Here is a 14,631-nt window from a genome sequence, read left to right on the forward strand (position 1 = left end):
AAGTGTGGGGTCGTTCAGTGCGGCAAATTATCCGTCCGGCGGATAAAGTCCGCCGCGTTGTCGTGCAGTTCCTTCAGCGCCGGTGCATGGGCGTACACCATGTGTCCCGACATATATTGATGGATCTCGATATTTCCGGCCAGCTTGCGCGGGATCGGCAGGTGGCGCATTTCGTACACGCCTTCGAAATAGGGCGTGCCCAGGTCGAAATAGCCCTGGTTGAGCTGAACCTTCAGCATCGGATTTTCCTTCATCGCCATGGCCAGGTCGGGCAGGACGTTGGGCAGGCCGCGATTCGAATGCGGGACACCGGGCTGTTCGTGGGTAAAGGACCATTTGCCGATGGAATGGGCGCTGGCCTTGTATTCCTCATAGGCGCCGGTCGGGCTGTCGCCGCCATAATGCAGGACGTCGCGGGCATAATCGTTGAAGGCCGACAGATAGGCCGAGCCCATCGCCGAATCCATCGGGTCATAGAACGGATGCTGCGACAGCGGATCAATCGAGGCGCCCGAGAAACGGCTGTCGAGCCGGCCGGTATCGGTGTCCTCATCCGCCATCAGGGTCTTTTCGAATTCGCCACCATTGACGCGCAAATTGGCGCGCTTGATGTAATCGACCGGCAGGCCCGTATAATCATGCAGGCGGGCGGCGATCTCGTTCAGCCGTTGGTCGGTGATCGCCGTGCCGTCCTGCAACGCGCCGGCATAGTCGGTCAGTGCGAAATGCTCGACCTCATGCAGGAATGCTTTCAGGTCCGTCGGCTGGTGCGGCAGCTTGCGATGATACCACGCGGTGGCGGCATAGCTGGGCAGGGCGAGGATATAGGGCTGATCGACGCTGGGATTGGCCTCGGCCCGGTCGATGTTGTTGTCGTAATCCAGGATCTGCGACAGCAGCATGACCCCGTTCAGGTCGATCTCCTTGTCCTGCTTCAGCATGTTCGCGACGATGGCCGACCGAGTGGTGCCGTAGCTTTCGCCGAAGAGATATTTGGGCGCGTTATAGCGGTGATACCGGCCCAGGAACTGGGCGATGAAATCCGTAAAGGCCCAGGCATCGGGGTCCGTGCCGTAGAACGATTTTTCCTTGTCCTTGCCCCCGATCCGCCCGAATCCGGTTCCCGGCGCGTCGATGAAGACCAGGTCGGTGACGTCCAGCAGGCTGTCGTCATTGTCGACCAGCTTGTAAGGCGCCGCAGGCGTATGGGTGTCGTCGGCCGTGACGATCCGCCGCGGGCCGAAGGCGCCCATATGCAGCCACACCGTGGCCGATCCGGGACCGCCATTATAGATGAAGGTGATCGGCCGCGCGGCCGGCGCCACGTTCTTCTTGAAATAGGCGACATAGAACATCGCCGCCACCGGTTGGTCCCCCGGCTTGCCCTTCTTTTCCGGGGCCGCGTCGTCCCAGTCGCGGGGATGCACGATCAGCGTGCCCGCGACGGCCTGATAGGCGATTTTCTGCCCACGGACCGTGACGATGCCGTCCGAGATCTTCTGCCGCGGGGTGAAATCGAAGGGGGCGAGGGAAGATTTCCCGTCATCGTCCTGCGGGGCGTCCTGCGCCGCATGCTCGGCGGCCAGAGCCGGAACGGCAGGCAGTGTGGCGGTGGCGGACATCCAAAGCCCGAGGGCCGCGCCGCAGAGAAGGAGTTTGCGATTCATCGTGTGTATCTCATGTCGGTCTGTCGTTCGACCGGTCCGGCATGGGGTATGCCCGCGATTGCGCGCCCCCGCCCGCGGAATGCGTCCGGTTCGGTCGGTCGAGCGCGTTCGGTCGCGATCGCGGCAGGATAACAATGTTCTGCCAGTGCACCAATCCTGGCGCGCCTGCACGGGATAAAAGATAATTTAGAACATGTCGCGATTGGGCCGCCGAATAAAAAAAGGGCAGTGGCCGCGAAGACCACTGCCCGTCAGCAATCACATGGTGATCGCGTCAGAAATCCACGCCGGCCTGCAGGAAGACATAGCGGCCGACCACCAGGGTGCTGTATTGCGCCAGGTTGGTGTTGGACGCCGAGTCGAAGACGAACGGCGGCTTCTTGTCCAGGATGTTGTTGACGCCCGCCTCGAAGTTCCAGTTACGCAGGCGATAGGCCAGCGTCAGGTCGTGCGAGAAGATCCCCGGCGTCCGCCACTGGCCGGCGGTCTTGGCCGTCAGGTCCTGGGTGCCGTTGTTCCAGACCATGCCGCCCGTGTAATGCATCATATAGGTCAGGGCGAACGGACCGTGCTGCCACGTCGCGGTGGCGTAATCGGTCACGCGCGGAATGCCGCCGCCATCCAGGATGCCCACGCCGCCCTGATAGAACAGGCGCCCGGCATAGTTGAACCACGCGCCCCCCGGCTCGTTCTGCTGCAGGTAGCTGACGATCTGCTGGAAATTGTTCGACAGCGTCAGCATGTCCATCGGCGACAGCCGCAGGCGGTAATCCAGGTCGAAATCGATGCCGCTGGTCTTCAGGCCGCCCAGGTTCTGGTCCAGGCCGGTAACCGTGGTCAACTGTCCGGTGTTGGTGCGGGCCGAGATATCGCTGCAATAGCCCGGGTTGGCGCCCGTATAGCAGCCATCCAGGATATACTGGGTCTGCAGCGGGCTGATCATGTTCTTCAGCGTGTAGTGCCAGTAATCGACCGACACCGACAGGCCGCGCACCCAGCGCGGGGTCAGCACGGCGCCGATCGTATAGGTGCGGCCGGTCTCGGGCTGCAGCTTGGCATTGCCGCCCGAAATCGTCGGCACCTGGCCGGAATTCGCATCCACGAAGGTCGCCGGGTTCACGCCCTGCCGCATGCAGTTCGCGATCACGTTGGGGGACAGGCCGCCATAGGAATCGGCCTGCGCGCACGGATCGACCGCGGCGGCATAGCCCAGCGACGAACCACCATAGAGTTCATAGACGTTCGGCTGGCGATAGGACGTGCCCAGCGTGGCGCGGAAGCGCACGTCACGCGTGGGCGCCCAGACGATCGAACTCTTCCAGTTCTGGGTGGAGCCGAACGTGTTGTAGCTGGACCAGCGGCCCTGGGCGTCGACCGTCAGGTCGCGGGCCAGCGGGGCATTGTGCAGCAGCGTCAGCTGCGCTTCGCCATAGACCTCGTTCACGTTGAAGCCGCCGCCGGTATAGGACGAGGTATTGCCCGTCGTCTGCCCCGAGGCCACCAGCGGATCGGGCGAATAGCTCAACTGCTCGCTGCGATGCTCCATGCCGAAGGCCAGGCCGAGATTGCCGCCGTTCTTGTAGGGCAGTTTGGCGACCTTGTCGTTGTTGAGCCGAAGGTTGAAGTCGCGCAATTGGTAATAGGCGTGATCGTGCTCGGTGAACTTGCCGTAGTTCGCCGCGGCCGCCGAATAGGGCTGGAACGGGTTCTGCAGCACGCATCCCGGTTGGCTGGTGCACACGGTCGGGTTGTACACCACCGCGCTGTTCGGATCGCTGGGGTCGAGCTGCTGCACGCCCAGTTCCTGCTCCAGATGGGCGTAATTGCCCATGTTATTGTAGGAATCGGTCGTCTGGTTCCAGCCGTACGTCATGGACGCGTCATAGTTCCAGCCGTACCACAGCTCGCCCTTGCCGCCCGCGATCACGGTATAGGTGTCGGTCGCGTTGTTCTCGCGGCGCGGGCCCAGATCGTTCATGCGCTTGTACAGATCGACGTCCTCGCCCCAGTAATTATAGGGGTTGCCGGCCGGCAGGACGAAGCTGCTGGGCAGGGTGGACGGATAGATGCTGCCGGTGACCGGCGAGGCCGCCATCTGCATGAAGGACGTGCGGTGGCTGTAGCGGACGTTGGCATACACATCCAGATGCCGGTCGACATCGTAATGCGCGTCGCCGCTCAGCGATGAATTCTGGATCTGGTTCGTCAGGTACTGGTACTGGCCGAAATTGAAGCGATCGGCCTTCGTGAAGTCATGGAACGTCGTGCCGTTCTGGTCCGACACTAGGTTCAGATTGCCCGACGCATCCAGCACGCGCGCGGCAGGCGGAATTGACGATCCATAGACCGGCGTCACGCCCGGCCCGGCGACGGGGTTGGACAATTGCGGATTGGCCGACCAGTCGCGGTCCCGCTGGCGGATGCCCTGCGTCGTGTTGTACTGACCGAAGATCGTGATGTTGCCGCGATCATGGTCGAAATTGAAGCCCTTCGTGCCCGAGATCAGGCCGGACAGCCCGTCGCCATACTGGCTGACCCCGCCCTTGACCATCAGGTTGGCCGTGTTCACGTCGTGGCGCAGCTGATGTTGACGACACCCGCCACCGCATCGGCGCCATAGAGTTCCGAGCCGCCATCCTTGAGGATCTCGATGCTCGCGATCTCGTTCAGCGGGATGGAGTTTAGGTCGACACAGGCGGCCTGGCCGTTGATGGCGGTGCGCTTGCCGTCGATCAGGATCAGCACGCGATTCTGCCCCAGATTGCGCAGGTCGGTGCAGGAGACGCCATCGCCGCCGTTGGTCTGGGTATTGCCCGTGCCGGACGAGCCGATCGAGGGCAGGCGGGACAGATAATCGCCAAGGTTCGTCGCCGAGGTCTGCTGGATCTGGCGCGACGTGATGACCTGGACCGGATCGGCCGTCGTATTGTTCGAGCTGCGCAGGAACGAGCCCGTGACCACCACGTTCTCGGCATTGCCGGCCCCCGAGGTGCCGCCGGAGGCGAGAGAGGCGGCATTGGTCAGCGATGCGGCTTGGGATGCCGCCGTCTGGGATACTGTCTGGGGCGCCGCTGTCTGGGCGAAGGCGGGCGACACCAGCGTTCCGCCGAATGCGGAAAACGCCAGCAGCATCCACTTCCTGTTCCGAGGGATCATTCTGTAACTTTCCTATTACTTAGCGGTAATAAAAGTTACATTCTTTATCCAGCTTGTCGACCGGCGGTCGAGCGGGATGTCGCAAATTCTCCATGATCTGTTGTTCATATGCAACAGAAGACAGATGTGCAACGGCCATGCCAGGCAGGTCGTTCGCCATGGGGCCTGGATTGAAATATGTCGTATTATGTCAAAACAATATGCAAAATTATCCAGGAATATTTGTTGCTGACAAAAAATATGTCGCAGGGACGCCTTCCCGTATCAAATCGCTCCATGCATGATCTCTGTGTTACAAAAGACACAAATCCGGGTCGCGATGGCACCGGAAAGCCGGGTGCGCGCGCCATCAGGCATGCGTCGCGCCACGCGGCGTAATCATTCTTATTCGTTGATCGAATCGATCTAAACAATCTATTTTCACGTTTGATTTGATTGGTGCATCGTCCGCCGGTCGCGTCCCCGCAGAACGGTCCCGTCACCATGATGAATGTCCAGTCGCCTTTCCCGTCCGGTCGCGCCTGCGACGACGATTCGTATCCTGTCATCCGGCGCTTCACGCCCAACTGGTTCGCCGTCACGATGGGCACCGGCGTGCTGGGGCTGGCCTTGCATCAGGCGCCCTTCCGCACCGCGGCGACCGAGGTCGTTTCCACGGCCCTGTGGGGGGTGGCCGGCCTGCTCTGGCTGCTGTTCGCCGGGCTGTACGCGGCGCGCTGGGTCCTGTACCCGCATGAGGCGCGGCGCATCTTCGACCATCCGGTCATGGCGACCTTCCTGGGCGCCATTCCGATGGGGCTGGCGACGGTCATCGGCGGCCTGCTGGCTTTCGGCGTTCCCAGCTGGGGGCAGGGCGCGGTCGGTGCGGCCGTGGCGTTGTGGTGGTGCGATGCGGCTTTGTCCGTCGCGGTCGGGATCGGCATCCCGCTGGCGATGATCGTCCGTCAGGACCACACGCTGCCCGCAATGACCGGGGTCTGGCTGCTGCCGATCGTCGCGGCCGAGGTCGCGGCCGCGACCGCGGGCGCGCTGCTGCCGCACCTGTCCGACCCGGCCGCGGCGTGGCGGATGCTGATCCTTTCTTACGCGCTCTGGGCATTTTCCGTGCCCCTGGCCTGCAGCGTGCTGGCGATCCTGGTGCTGCGGCTGATGCTGCACAAGCTGCCCCCGCGTGAGATGGCGGCCTCGGGCTGGCTGGCCCTGGGGCCGCTTGGGACCGGCGCGCTGGGGCTCCTGGCGCTGGGCCAGGACGCGCCGGCGATCTGCGACGCCAACGGCATGGCGGCGCTCGGGCCCGTGGCCGCCGGCGCCGGTATCGTCGGCGGGACGATCCTGTGGGGCTATGGCGCGTGGTGGCTGATGTTCGGGGTTGCGACTGCCCTGCGCTATCTGCGGCAGGGGTTGCCGTTCAACCTGGGGTGCTGGGGGTTCACCTTCCCGCTGGGGGTCTATGCCCTGGCTACCCTGACCCTGGCGCGCCAGACGCACCTGGCGCTGCTGGCGGTGATCGGCGGCGTGCTGGTGGCGGGCCTGGCGGTGATCTGGGCCATCGTCGCGGCGCATACGCTGCGCGGAGCCTGGCGGCGCACCCTGTTCGCAGCGCCCTGTCTCGGCCTGCCATAACGGCGGAAGGCGGGGGCGCTCAGGGCTCGCCGGCCGTCGCCGCTGCGGGCCGGGCCGCGCGGGGAACCATCACGCCGCCGATCGAAGCCGCCACGATGCACAGGATGCCGATCCATTGCGAGGGGGCCAGGCGTTCGCCCAGCAGGGCCAGCCCGATCAGGGCCGCCATCACCGGGTCCAGGCTGGCCAGGATGCCGTACTGCCGGGCGTTCAGATGCTTCATCGCCAGCATTTCCAGCGTATAGGGCAGCGCCGAGGACAGCACGGCCACCACGCCTGCCAGCGCGGCGGCGGCGGGATGGGCCGCAACATGCGGCAGGGTGGGCACGAAGACCGGCGTCGCCAGCAGCGCGCCGACCGCCAGGCCGATGGCGGTGGCCCGTGGCGCGTCCATCCGTCGGCTGACACGCGCGCCGACCAGGATGTAGACCGCCCAGGCCGCCCCCGCGAGCAGCGCGAAGACGACTCCCAGCAGGTCGATCCCGCCGTCATGCAGCGCCGCCCCCGGCTGCAGCAGAAGTCCCAGCCCCGCTAACACCAGGGCCGCCAGCAGCAGATCGACCGGCCGGCGCGACTCCGCGAAAGTCAGGATCAGCGGCCCCAGGAATTCGACCGCCACGGCGATGCCCAGCGGCAGGCGTGCCAGTGCCAGATAGAACAGCATGTTCATCACGGCGATCGACGCGCCATAGCGGGCGACCAGCAGCAATGTCCCCCGGTCGGGGGCCGCGCGCCACGGGCGCACCAGCGCGCCCAGCAGGATCGCGCCCAGCCACAGCCGCAGGCTGACGGTGCCCAGCGGGCCGAATTGCACGAAGACCAGTTTCGCCAGCGACCCGCCGACCTGGAACGACGCGATGCCGCCCAGCAGCAGCAAGGCGGCGCCGACCGGCCCGCCGGGTTTCTGCCCGGAAATGGCGTCCGGGGCCGTGCCGGTGGCCATGATGGTCTGTATCCTGCGTCAGAAGGTCGGTGTTGGTGCCGTACGGCAGGAGGGGCAGTGGGACAAGATCCGATGAGACAGGATCTTCAGACGTCCAGATCCTCGACCATGCTCGCATGCTCCTGGATGAACTGGAAGCGGAGTTCCGCCCGCCGGCCCATCAGGTGCTCGACCCGCTCGCTGGTCAGGGCGCGGTCCTCGGCCGGGGTGACCACGCGCAGCAGGGTGCGCCGCTTCGGGTCCATCGTCGTCTGCTTCAGGTCGCCCGGTGGCATTTCCCCCAGGCCCTTGAAGCGCGAGACCTCGATTTTCGCGTTCGGCTTGAAATCGCGCTTCAGCTTGCGTTCCCGGTCGGCGTCATCCATCGCATAGACCGTCTTGCCGCCCTGGGTCAGCCGGTAGAGCGGCGGCTGCGCCAGATACAGGTGCCCCTGGCGGATCAGATCGGGCAGCTCGCGGTAGAAGAAGGTCATTAGCAGCGATGCGATATGTGCGCCGTCCACGTCGGCGTCGGTCATGATGATGACCCGGCCATAGCGCAGGCGGGCGGCCTCGAACCGGTCGCCGACGCCGCAGCCCAGCGCTTCGATCAGGTCGCGCAGCTCCTGGTTGGCGCGCAGTTTCTCGGTCGAGGCGCTGGCTACGTTCAGGATCTTGCCGCGCAGCGGCAGCACGGCCTGGGTCTCGCGGTTGCGGGCCTGCTTGGCCGACCCGCCGGCGGAATCGCCCTCGACCAGGAAGATCTCGGTCTCGGCCGCGTTCTCGCGCGTGCAATCGGTCAGCTTGCCCGGCAGGCGCAGGCGCCGGGTCGCGCTCTTGCGCGGCGTGTCCTTCAGGTCGCGGCGGCGCAGCCGCTCCTCGGCGCGTTCGATGATGAAGGCCAGCAGATTGTCGGCCTGCGCCGGATGGCCGGCCAGCCATTGTTCGAACCGGTCGCGCAGCGCGGTCTCGACCAGCCGGCCGGCCTCGGGCGAGGTCAGCTTCTCCTTGGTCTGGCCCTGGAATTGCGGATCGCGGATGAAGGCCGACAATTTGGCCGCCAGCGCCCCCAGCACGTCATCGGCATTGATCGAAGCGGCGCGCTTGTTGGAACGCTGCTCGCCCCAGGCGCGGAACCCCTTCAGCAGGGCCGCGCGGAATCCCGTCTCGTGCGTGCCGCCCTGCGGCGTCGGGATGGTGTTGCAATAGGACGCAAGATTGGCCGACCCGGATTCCAGGAAGGCGATGGCCCATTCCATCCGTCCGGTAGCCGCGCCGTCGGGGCCGACCGGCAGGTCGGCCTCGCCCGACCACATGTCGGTCAGCAGGGTGGCCGCGCCCAGTTCGTCGCGCAGGCTGTCGGCCAGGCCACCGGGGAAATGCAGCACGGATTCGGCCGGGATGTCGGCGTCGCGAATCAGCGCCGGGTCGCACGACCAGCGGATCGTCACCCCCCGGAACAGATAGGCCTTCGACCGGCACAGCCGGTACAGCCGCGCGGGCGAGAAATGCAGCCGACCGAAAATCTGCGGATCGGGGGTAAAGCGGATCTGCGTGCCGCGCCGGTTCTGCGTGGCGCCGATCCGCTCCAGGGGCGTGACCGGATGGCCGCGTTCGTAGACCTGGCGCCAGACCGCGCGATCGCGCGCGACCTCGACTTCCATCCGCGCCGCCAGCGCATTGACCACCGACGAGCCCACGCCATGCAGGCCGCCCGACGTGGCATAGGCCTTGCCCGAGAACTTGCCGCCGGCATGCAGCGTGGTCAGGATGACCTCCAGCGCCGAGCGATCCTTGAATTTCGGGTGAGGATCGACCGGGATGCCGCGCCCGTTGTCGCGGATCGTCAGCCAGTCGCCGGCCTCCAGCGTGACGTCGATCGTGGTGGCGTGGCCGGCCACGGCCTCGTCCATCGCATTGTCCAGGATCTCGGACGCCAGGTGGTGATAGGCGACCTCGTCCGTGCCGCCGATATACATCCCGGGTCGGCGCCGCACGGGCTCCAGCCCCTCCAGCACCTCGATCGCGCTGGCGTCGTACTCTCCACCGTCGCCGCGCGCCGGTGCGCTGGGCGCGGCCGGACGGTTGCGTGTGTCCCGGTTCGGCCGCGGCGCGGAGAAGAGATCGTCGTTCATGGAGTGTTCTTTGTTCCGCCACCCCGGCGCCTGTCAAGCGCGCCCGTCGTGGCACGTGCCCCACCGGCCGGCGTCGCCCGTCTTTCAGTCCCCTGCGTTCCGCTGCCCGCCTCAGCTACGGGTCGAATGCGTCCGCCGGCCGCGATAACGGGTGCGGATTTCGGTGCGCAGGCTCCGCTCGGGCGCGATGCAGGTCTCGTAGGAGGCCGGCTGGATGATGTCCTTGGCCTGGGCATAGCTGGACAGATCGGCCGGCGTATCCAGGACCGCGACCTCGTCGAACATCGCAGCGCGCTGGTTGCAGAAGGCGGTGCCGGCCTTCAGCCCCCGCTCGGACTGCACGTTGGCCAGTTGGGTGATGTAGTCGTCATGCTCCCGCTGGGCGCTGCGGCCATAGGTGGCGCGGAAATAGCCGTTCAGCGTGTTCTCCTCGGCCAGCAGCGTGCCGCGGAACTGGGCGACGAAGCTGTTGTAGCGGTCCTGCATGTTGCACGACAGCGCCGTGACCATCAGCTCGCTCTTCAGGCCCTGGACGTCGAACGCCTCATGCGCGGGTGAGGTGGTACAGGCATCAGCCGCCATCGCCGCCTGGCCGTTCAAAAAACCGGCAAGCGCCATGCCGGCCATTGCGGCACGCCGAATCGGAAAAGACATGGTGCGATTTCTCCAGACCGATCAAGGTGCTGCGCCGGATGGCAGCCGGCATATGAACCAATATGTGAACTAGATTGGCTAGAACTTTATAATGGCAACATAACCCTGGCGGTTGCGTTGGCAATTAAAATCTGGGTCCGTTCGGACGCGCTTCTATCGTCCGGGGGCGCGGGCCGCAAGCGTTCCGGTGCCGCATTTCCGCGTGCTCGGGCGTTGTCCCGATGGTCCGTCCGGGCAGGTCCGAACGGTGTCGGCCGGCGGGCCGGCACGCAGATTCACGCGGCGGGGGAGTTCCACCGTCCCGCGATCTGCTCTAGAGCGGTGGCCGGCGATTTTCGACCGCGTGCCCCGGCGCCTGCGGTCTGTGAACAAGCGGAGCTGACGAGTGCGAGTGCGACTGTCTTCTGCAATCCTGGTGGCGGCGTCCGCGCTGCTGGCCGGCTGTCAAAACAGGCCCGTGATACAGGCCGCCGTGCCGCCCAACCCGTTCGGCTATCTGAAGCGTTCGGCGGTCTGCAAGGTCGGTCCCGTGCGTCCGGACGCGTCGGGCCAATTGCAGGCCAGCATGACCGTGCGGAGCGATGACGGGAATTGCGAGATCCTGGTTCAGCAGGATGGCGGGCAGTCCTATGCCTCGTTCGGCGTGGCGCCGGCGCCCGAGCACGGCAAAGCGTTCATCTATAATTACAATAATCACACTTATGTGACGTACACGCCCAACACCGCCTATGCCGGGCCGGACCATTTCACGGTGACGCTGATCCGCGGCAGCGGCCTGCCGCGCCGGTCGCTGGTCGTGGCCGCCAGCGTCGACGCCACGGGCGTCGTGGTGCCGACCCCCGCCGTCACCGCCCCGCCGCCACCCGCGCCGGTCAAGAAGAAGACGGCGCGTCGCCGGACGACGCACACCGCCCAGCATCACTAAGGGCATCACTAAGGCCGGCGCCACCGCCGGCCGTCAGATCCGATCAATCAGACCGGATCAGATTGACCCGGTCAGATCGAAAAGGTGATCGGCTCGGCCAGCGGGCGGCGCATGCCGCTGGACTCGGCGCGGCGGACCAGGTCGTCCAGGGTCAGCTTGCGGCACTGGCCGGATACCGCATCATCCAGCTTCTGCCAGCAGGGTTCGATCACCTTGGCGAACAGCGCGCCGGCCGGGCCGTCATCGGTCGACGAATCGTCTGCGGTGGCGGTATCGACGATATCGGCCAGCGTGATGTCCCGGCGTGGGCGGCCCAGGCGGTAGCCGCCGCGCGGCCCGCGCACGCTCTCCAGCAGCCCGGAACGCGACAGGGTCTGCAGCAGCGGTTCGATGCCGCGTCGCGCCAGGCCCGCGCGCTCGGCGATGTCGGCGGCGCTGACCGTGCCGCTTCGCCCGGCATGAAACGCGACATCCAGCATGATAAGGACCGCGATCATCGCCCTGTCACGCCGAAGCAGCATCCCCGTTCTCTCCTGTCCTGCCGTGTGTCCGATCCGGCGCGCGGGCGGCCCGGCGCAGGGTTAATGGCGGAAATCTAACAGGAACGGGGACGATGATCCACGTTTCTGTTCGGTATGATGGTGGATTATCTCCATGATTGCGATTAAATCCGCGTCAGGGGCCGTGCCGGGGAATATGGAACGGTGCGATTGCCGGAACGGCCGTGATGCAGGCGAAGGGGAGATGACGATGGCGGATGAAGACCGGCTGGGCCTGGCCCATCCCAGGGGCCGGGTGTACGATTCGATCGTCGATACGGTCGGTGGCACGCCGCTGGTTGGGTTGCCGCACCTGACGCGTGAGGACGAACTGACCAGCCGCATTTTGCTGAAGCTGGAATTCTTCAACCCGCTGGCCTCGGTCAAGGACCGGATCGGCGCGGCCATGGTGCTGGCCGCAGAACGGCGGGGGGAGATCGTGCCCGGCAAGACGGTGCTGGTCGAGCCGACCTCGGGCAATACCGGCATTTCGCTGGCTTTCGTCGCCGTGGCGCGGGGATACCGGCTGATCGTCACCATGCCGGAGGGCGCGTCGGTCGAACGGCGCAAGATGCTGCGCCTGCTGGATGCCGAACTGGAATTGACGCCGGCGCGGCTGGGCATGGCCGGCGCGATTGCCCGGGCCGAGGACATCCTGAAGAAGACGCCCCATGCCTGGATGCCGCGCCAGTTCGACAATCCCGATAATCCCGCCATTCATGCCGCCACCACGGCCGAGGAGATCTGGGCCGACACCGAGGGTACGGTGGATATCGTCGTGGCAGGCCTGGGTACTGGCGGCACCGCCAGCGGCATCGCCCATGCGCTGAAGCCGCGCAAAGAGGGGCTGGCGGTCTATGGCGTCGAACCGGTCGAAAGCGCGGTCCTGAGCGGGGACGAGGCCGGCCCCCACGGTATCCAGGGCATCGGCCCGGGTTTCTGCCCCCATACGCTGGACCTGGCCGCGCTGGACGGCGTGCTGACTGTGTCCGAGCGCGAGGCGATCGCCGCCGCCCGCCGCTGCGCCCGGCTGGACGGGGTGCCGATCGGCATTTCCTCGGGCGCCGCGCTGCATGCGGGGATAAGACTGGCCCAGAAGCCGGAACATGCGGGCAAGACGATCGTGGTGATCGCGCCGTCCTTCGCCGAACGCTATCTGTCCACTTCGCTCTTCACCGGCCTGGCCTGAGTTTTCATGCTCCCGGGCCAAAGCTGGCCGGTCCAAGGGGCCATATGGCCCCTTGCGGGTTCGGGCAGAGCCCGGCCGTGACTTATTTCAGAATGATCTCGACGCGCCGATTCTGCGGCTCGCGGGTGTTGGGGCCGGTCGGCACCAGCGGATGCGATTCGCCGAAGCCGTGGATCTCGATCGCGGCGCCGGGCACGCCGTCGCGGACCAGTTCGGCCTGCACGGCCTGGGCGCGGCGCAGCGACAGCGCCATGTTGTAGCGTGCGCCGCGCGGCCCGGGATGGGCGGCGGAATTGTCGGTATAGCCGTCCACCTCGATCCGCGTCGTCTGGGTGTGGGTCGATGCCTGGGCAGCGGCCGCGACGATGCTGCGGGCACGCTCGGTCAGCGCCGCCTTGTCCCAGTCGAAGAACACCAGATAAGTCCGGCTCTGCGCGGGCGCCGGAGCCGCGGGTTCGGGCGCGGGCGGCGGCGGCGGGGGCGCCGGATTGAATTCGTAGCGCAGGCCCAGCAGCAGGGAATGGTTGAAATCGGTCTTGGTGTCGCGATTGCCCGACGACGCGCCATAGGGGTGCATCATGTCATAGCCGCCGATGGTGCCCAGCGCGCGCGCACCGTGCGACTGGGGCCCCAGCATCGTCCAGAACCGGTATTCCGCGGTGGCCGACAGCCCGACCACCCACGGCACCGGGAAGGCCAGGCCGAAGATCCCCTGATAGGCGAAATTGCCGTAGGTGCCGCCGATCTGCTGGCTGAAGCTGTTGTTCGGCGCCGTGACGCTGGCATTCATCGCCTGCCAGGCATAGCCGACGCCCGCGCCGAAATACGGGAACAGCCAGCTCTTACCGATATCCATGTCGAACAGGGCATTGGCCATGACGCCATAGGTCTGCTGGCGCCCGCCGGCCCGGCTGCCGGGCACTGCGCCCGAATTGAAGCCCTGCAGCCCGTTATTGCGGTAATTGCCCTCGATTTCCACGCGGAAACCGTTGCCCAGGCCCCAGCCGACGCTGCCGATGCCGGTGACGCCGGTATGGTAGCTGTCGCGCCCGTCGGGGAAATTGGGCGAGGACCGTACCCGCTGGTCCTGGTTGAAGCTGGCCCCGCCGGCGCCGGCGACATACAGGCCCTGCACCGGCTGGGCAGCGGCCGGGGCCACGGACAGGACGGCGCCGAGGGCGCATGAAGCCGCGAGGAAGGACCCCGTAAGCAATCCGTGCCGCAATGTCATAACCTGTTCTCTCCCTTCGCCGGGCGCCGTCGATCGTCTCGCCCGGTCGAGCGAATATGCCTGGCCCGGCCGGCGGTCTCTCGTAAGAGCCCCCTTGCGGGCGGTCAATCACCGTCTTCTTTTGCCGAAAGACGGGCTTATGGCAATCCATGGGCTGCCCGGCCGCGCGTGGAACAGGTTGTGCGGCCCGTTGTGTGGCTCAGCGCACACAGCGCCCATGGTCAGATCAGCAGCGCCTCGAACGGGGGCAACAGGTTCGGCGCGTCGAATTCCAGCACCCACAGATCGGGGTCGCGGCCTACCTGGCGGGCGACATAGGCGTCGGCGGCCTGCTGGTCGACCGGTTCGACCCCCGTGCCGCGAATCCAGGCCGGACGCCCGTCCGGCGCCCGGGTCTGGCTCAGCACGGACAGGCGTCCATCCCGTCCCAGCAGCACCGCCAGCACCCCCCCCGCATCCGCATCGCCGCGGCGCAGCACCATGGCGGGGTGGCCGTCCTGGTTCGCCTGCCGGATGACGGCGGCAGCCCACAGGCTGGTACGCAGCCGGGCCTCGGTCATGGTCCGCCGCCCTTCGTCATCTCGTTCCGT

12 protein-coding genes are annotated in these 14,631 nt (G+C 66.2%); 3 read left to right on the top strand and 9 right to left on the bottom strand.

Features of this window, described 5'->3' with window-relative positions; genetic code table 11:
• Positions 1 to 14 precede the first annotated feature (14 nt).
• The 3 genes from AAC691_RS15790 to AAC691_RS15800 form a co-directional block, all read right to left on the bottom strand.
• On the bottom strand, positions 15 to 1,667 hold the full coding sequence (locus AAC691_RS15790) for a S10 family serine carboxypeptidase-like protein (protein ID WP_342627609.1): 1,653 nt from the start codon (positions 1,665 to 1,667) through the stop codon (positions 15 to 17).
• Between the two features lie 274 nt (positions 1,668 to 1,941).
• A complete protein-coding gene (locus AAC691_RS15795) occupies positions 1,942 to 4,236 on the bottom strand; it encodes a TonB-dependent receptor (RefSeq protein ID WP_342627610.1) in 2,295 nt (764 codons plus the stop codon).
• Positions 4,233 to 4,823 carry a TonB-dependent receptor plug domain-containing protein gene (locus AAC691_RS15800; protein WP_342627611.1) on the bottom strand — a complete coding sequence of 197 codons (591 nt, stop codon included), beginning with the start codon at positions 4,821 to 4,823 and terminating at the stop codon, positions 4,233 to 4,235. Before AAC691_RS15800 ends, AAC691_RS15795 begins: the two co-directional genes overlap by 4 nt.
• A 483-nt stretch (positions 4,824 to 5,306) precedes the next feature.
• Here AAC691_RS15800 and AAC691_RS15805 point away from each other — a divergent pair, with 483 nt between their 5' ends.
• Positions 5,307 to 6,446 (top strand): TDT family transporter, encoded by a 1,140-nt coding sequence (locus AAC691_RS15805; protein ID WP_342627612.1) that lies wholly within the window; start codon positions 5,307 to 5,309, stop codon positions 6,444 to 6,446.
• Positions 6,447 to 6,465: 19 nt separating this feature from the next.
• On the opposite strand, the gene AAC691_RS15810 is transcribed toward AAC691_RS15805, so the two are convergent.
• From AAC691_RS15810 to AAC691_RS15820, 3 genes are all read right to left on the bottom strand, one after another.
• Positions 6,466 to 7,389: an EamA family transporter gene (locus AAC691_RS15810; RefSeq protein ID WP_342627613.1), complete on the bottom strand. Its 924-nt coding sequence runs from the start codon at positions 7,387 to 7,389 to the stop codon at positions 6,466 to 6,468.
• A gap of 86 nt (positions 7,390 to 7,475) precedes the next feature.
• Entirely contained in the window at positions 7,476 to 9,503 is a 2,028-nt protein-coding gene (gene parE, locus AAC691_RS15815; RefSeq protein WP_342627614.1) for a DNA topoisomerase IV subunit B, read from the bottom strand.
• 111 nt (positions 9,504 to 9,614) lie between these two features.
• Positions 9,615 to 10,157: a hypothetical protein gene (locus tag AAC691_RS15820; protein ID WP_176640410.1), complete on the bottom strand. Its 543-nt coding sequence runs from the start codon at positions 10,155 to 10,157 to the stop codon at positions 9,615 to 9,617.
• A 385-nt stretch (positions 10,158 to 10,542) separates the two neighbouring features.
• Between AAC691_RS15820 and AAC691_RS15825 the strand changes: the two genes are divergently transcribed.
• A complete protein-coding gene (locus tag AAC691_RS15825) occupies positions 10,543 to 11,082 on the top strand; it encodes an Ig-like domain-containing protein (protein ID WP_408906006.1) in 540 nt (179 codons plus the stop codon).
• Positions 11,083 to 11,153: 71 nt separating this feature from the next.
• Here the strand turns inward: AAC691_RS15825 and AAC691_RS15830 are convergent, their stop codons facing one another.
• Positions 11,154 to 11,603 carry an Rrf2 family transcriptional regulator gene (locus tag AAC691_RS15830; RefSeq protein WP_176640452.1) on the bottom strand — a complete coding sequence of 150 codons (450 nt, stop codon included), beginning with the start codon at positions 11,601 to 11,603 and terminating at the stop codon, positions 11,154 to 11,156.
• 223 nt (positions 11,604 to 11,826) lie between these two features.
• Between AAC691_RS15830 and cysK the strand changes: the two genes are divergently transcribed.
• Positions 11,827 to 12,810, top strand: a complete 984-nt coding sequence (gene cysK / locus AAC691_RS15835; RefSeq protein ID WP_176640451.1) for a cysteine synthase A — start codon at positions 11,827 to 11,829, stop codon at positions 12,808 to 12,810.
• Between the two features lie 82 nt (positions 12,811 to 12,892).
• On the opposite strand, the gene AAC691_RS15840 is transcribed toward cysK, so the two are convergent.
• Both AAC691_RS15840 and AAC691_RS15845 read right to left on the bottom strand, forming a co-directional pair.
• Positions 12,893 to 14,041, bottom strand: a complete 1,149-nt coding sequence (locus tag AAC691_RS15840) for an OmpA family protein (RefSeq protein WP_323989104.1) — start codon at positions 14,039 to 14,041, stop codon at positions 12,893 to 12,895.
• A gap of 221 nt (positions 14,042 to 14,262) precedes the next feature.
• Entirely contained in the window at positions 14,263 to 14,601 is a 339-nt protein-coding gene (locus AAC691_RS15845) for a DUF1491 family protein (RefSeq protein WP_176640449.1), read from the bottom strand.
• Between the last annotated feature and the right edge of the window lie 30 nt (positions 14,602 to 14,631).

This window comes from Nguyenibacter vanlangensis (assembly GCF_038719015.1).
In the GTDB taxonomy this organism is placed as follows: Bacteria; Pseudomonadota; Alphaproteobacteria; order Acetobacterales; family Acetobacteraceae; genus Gluconacetobacter; species Gluconacetobacter vanlangensis.

Coding starts and splice junctions, on each gene's coding strand:
- AAC691_RS15790 (WP_342627609.1), bottom strand. CDS start 1,667: ATGAATCGCAAACTCCTTCTCTGCGGCGCGGCCCTCGGGCTTTGGATG.
- AAC691_RS15800 (WP_342627611.1), bottom strand. CDS start 4,823: ATGATCCCTCGGAACAGGAAGTGGATGCTGCTGGCGTTTTCCGCATTC.
- AAC691_RS15805 (WP_342627612.1), top strand. CDS start 5,307: ATGATGAATGTCCAGTCGCCTTTCCCGTCCGGTCGCGCCTGCGACGAC.
- AAC691_RS15810 (WP_342627613.1), bottom strand. CDS start 7,389: ATGGCCACCGGCACGGCCCCGGACGCCATTTCCGGGCAGAAACCCGGC.
- parE (WP_342627614.1), bottom strand. CDS start 9,503: ATGAACGACGATCTCTTCTCCGCGCCGCGGCCGAACCGGGACACACGC.
- AAC691_RS15820 (WP_176640410.1), bottom strand. CDS start 10,157: ATGTCTTTTCCGATTCGGCGTGCCGCAATGGCCGGCATGGCGCTTGCC.
- AAC691_RS15830 (WP_176640452.1), bottom strand. CDS start 11,603: ATGCTGCTTCGGCGTGACAGGGCGATGATCGCGGTCCTTATCATGCTG.
- cysK (WP_176640451.1), top strand. CDS start 11,827: ATGACGATGGCGGATGAAGACCGGCTGGGCCTGGCCCATCCCAGGGGC.
- AAC691_RS15840 (WP_323989104.1), bottom strand. CDS start 14,041: ATGACATTGCGGCACGGATTGCTTACGGGGTCCTTCCTCGCGGCTTCA.
- AAC691_RS15845 (WP_176640449.1), bottom strand. CDS start 14,601: ATGACCGAGGCCCGGCTGCGTACCAGCCTGTGGGCTGCCGCCGTCATC.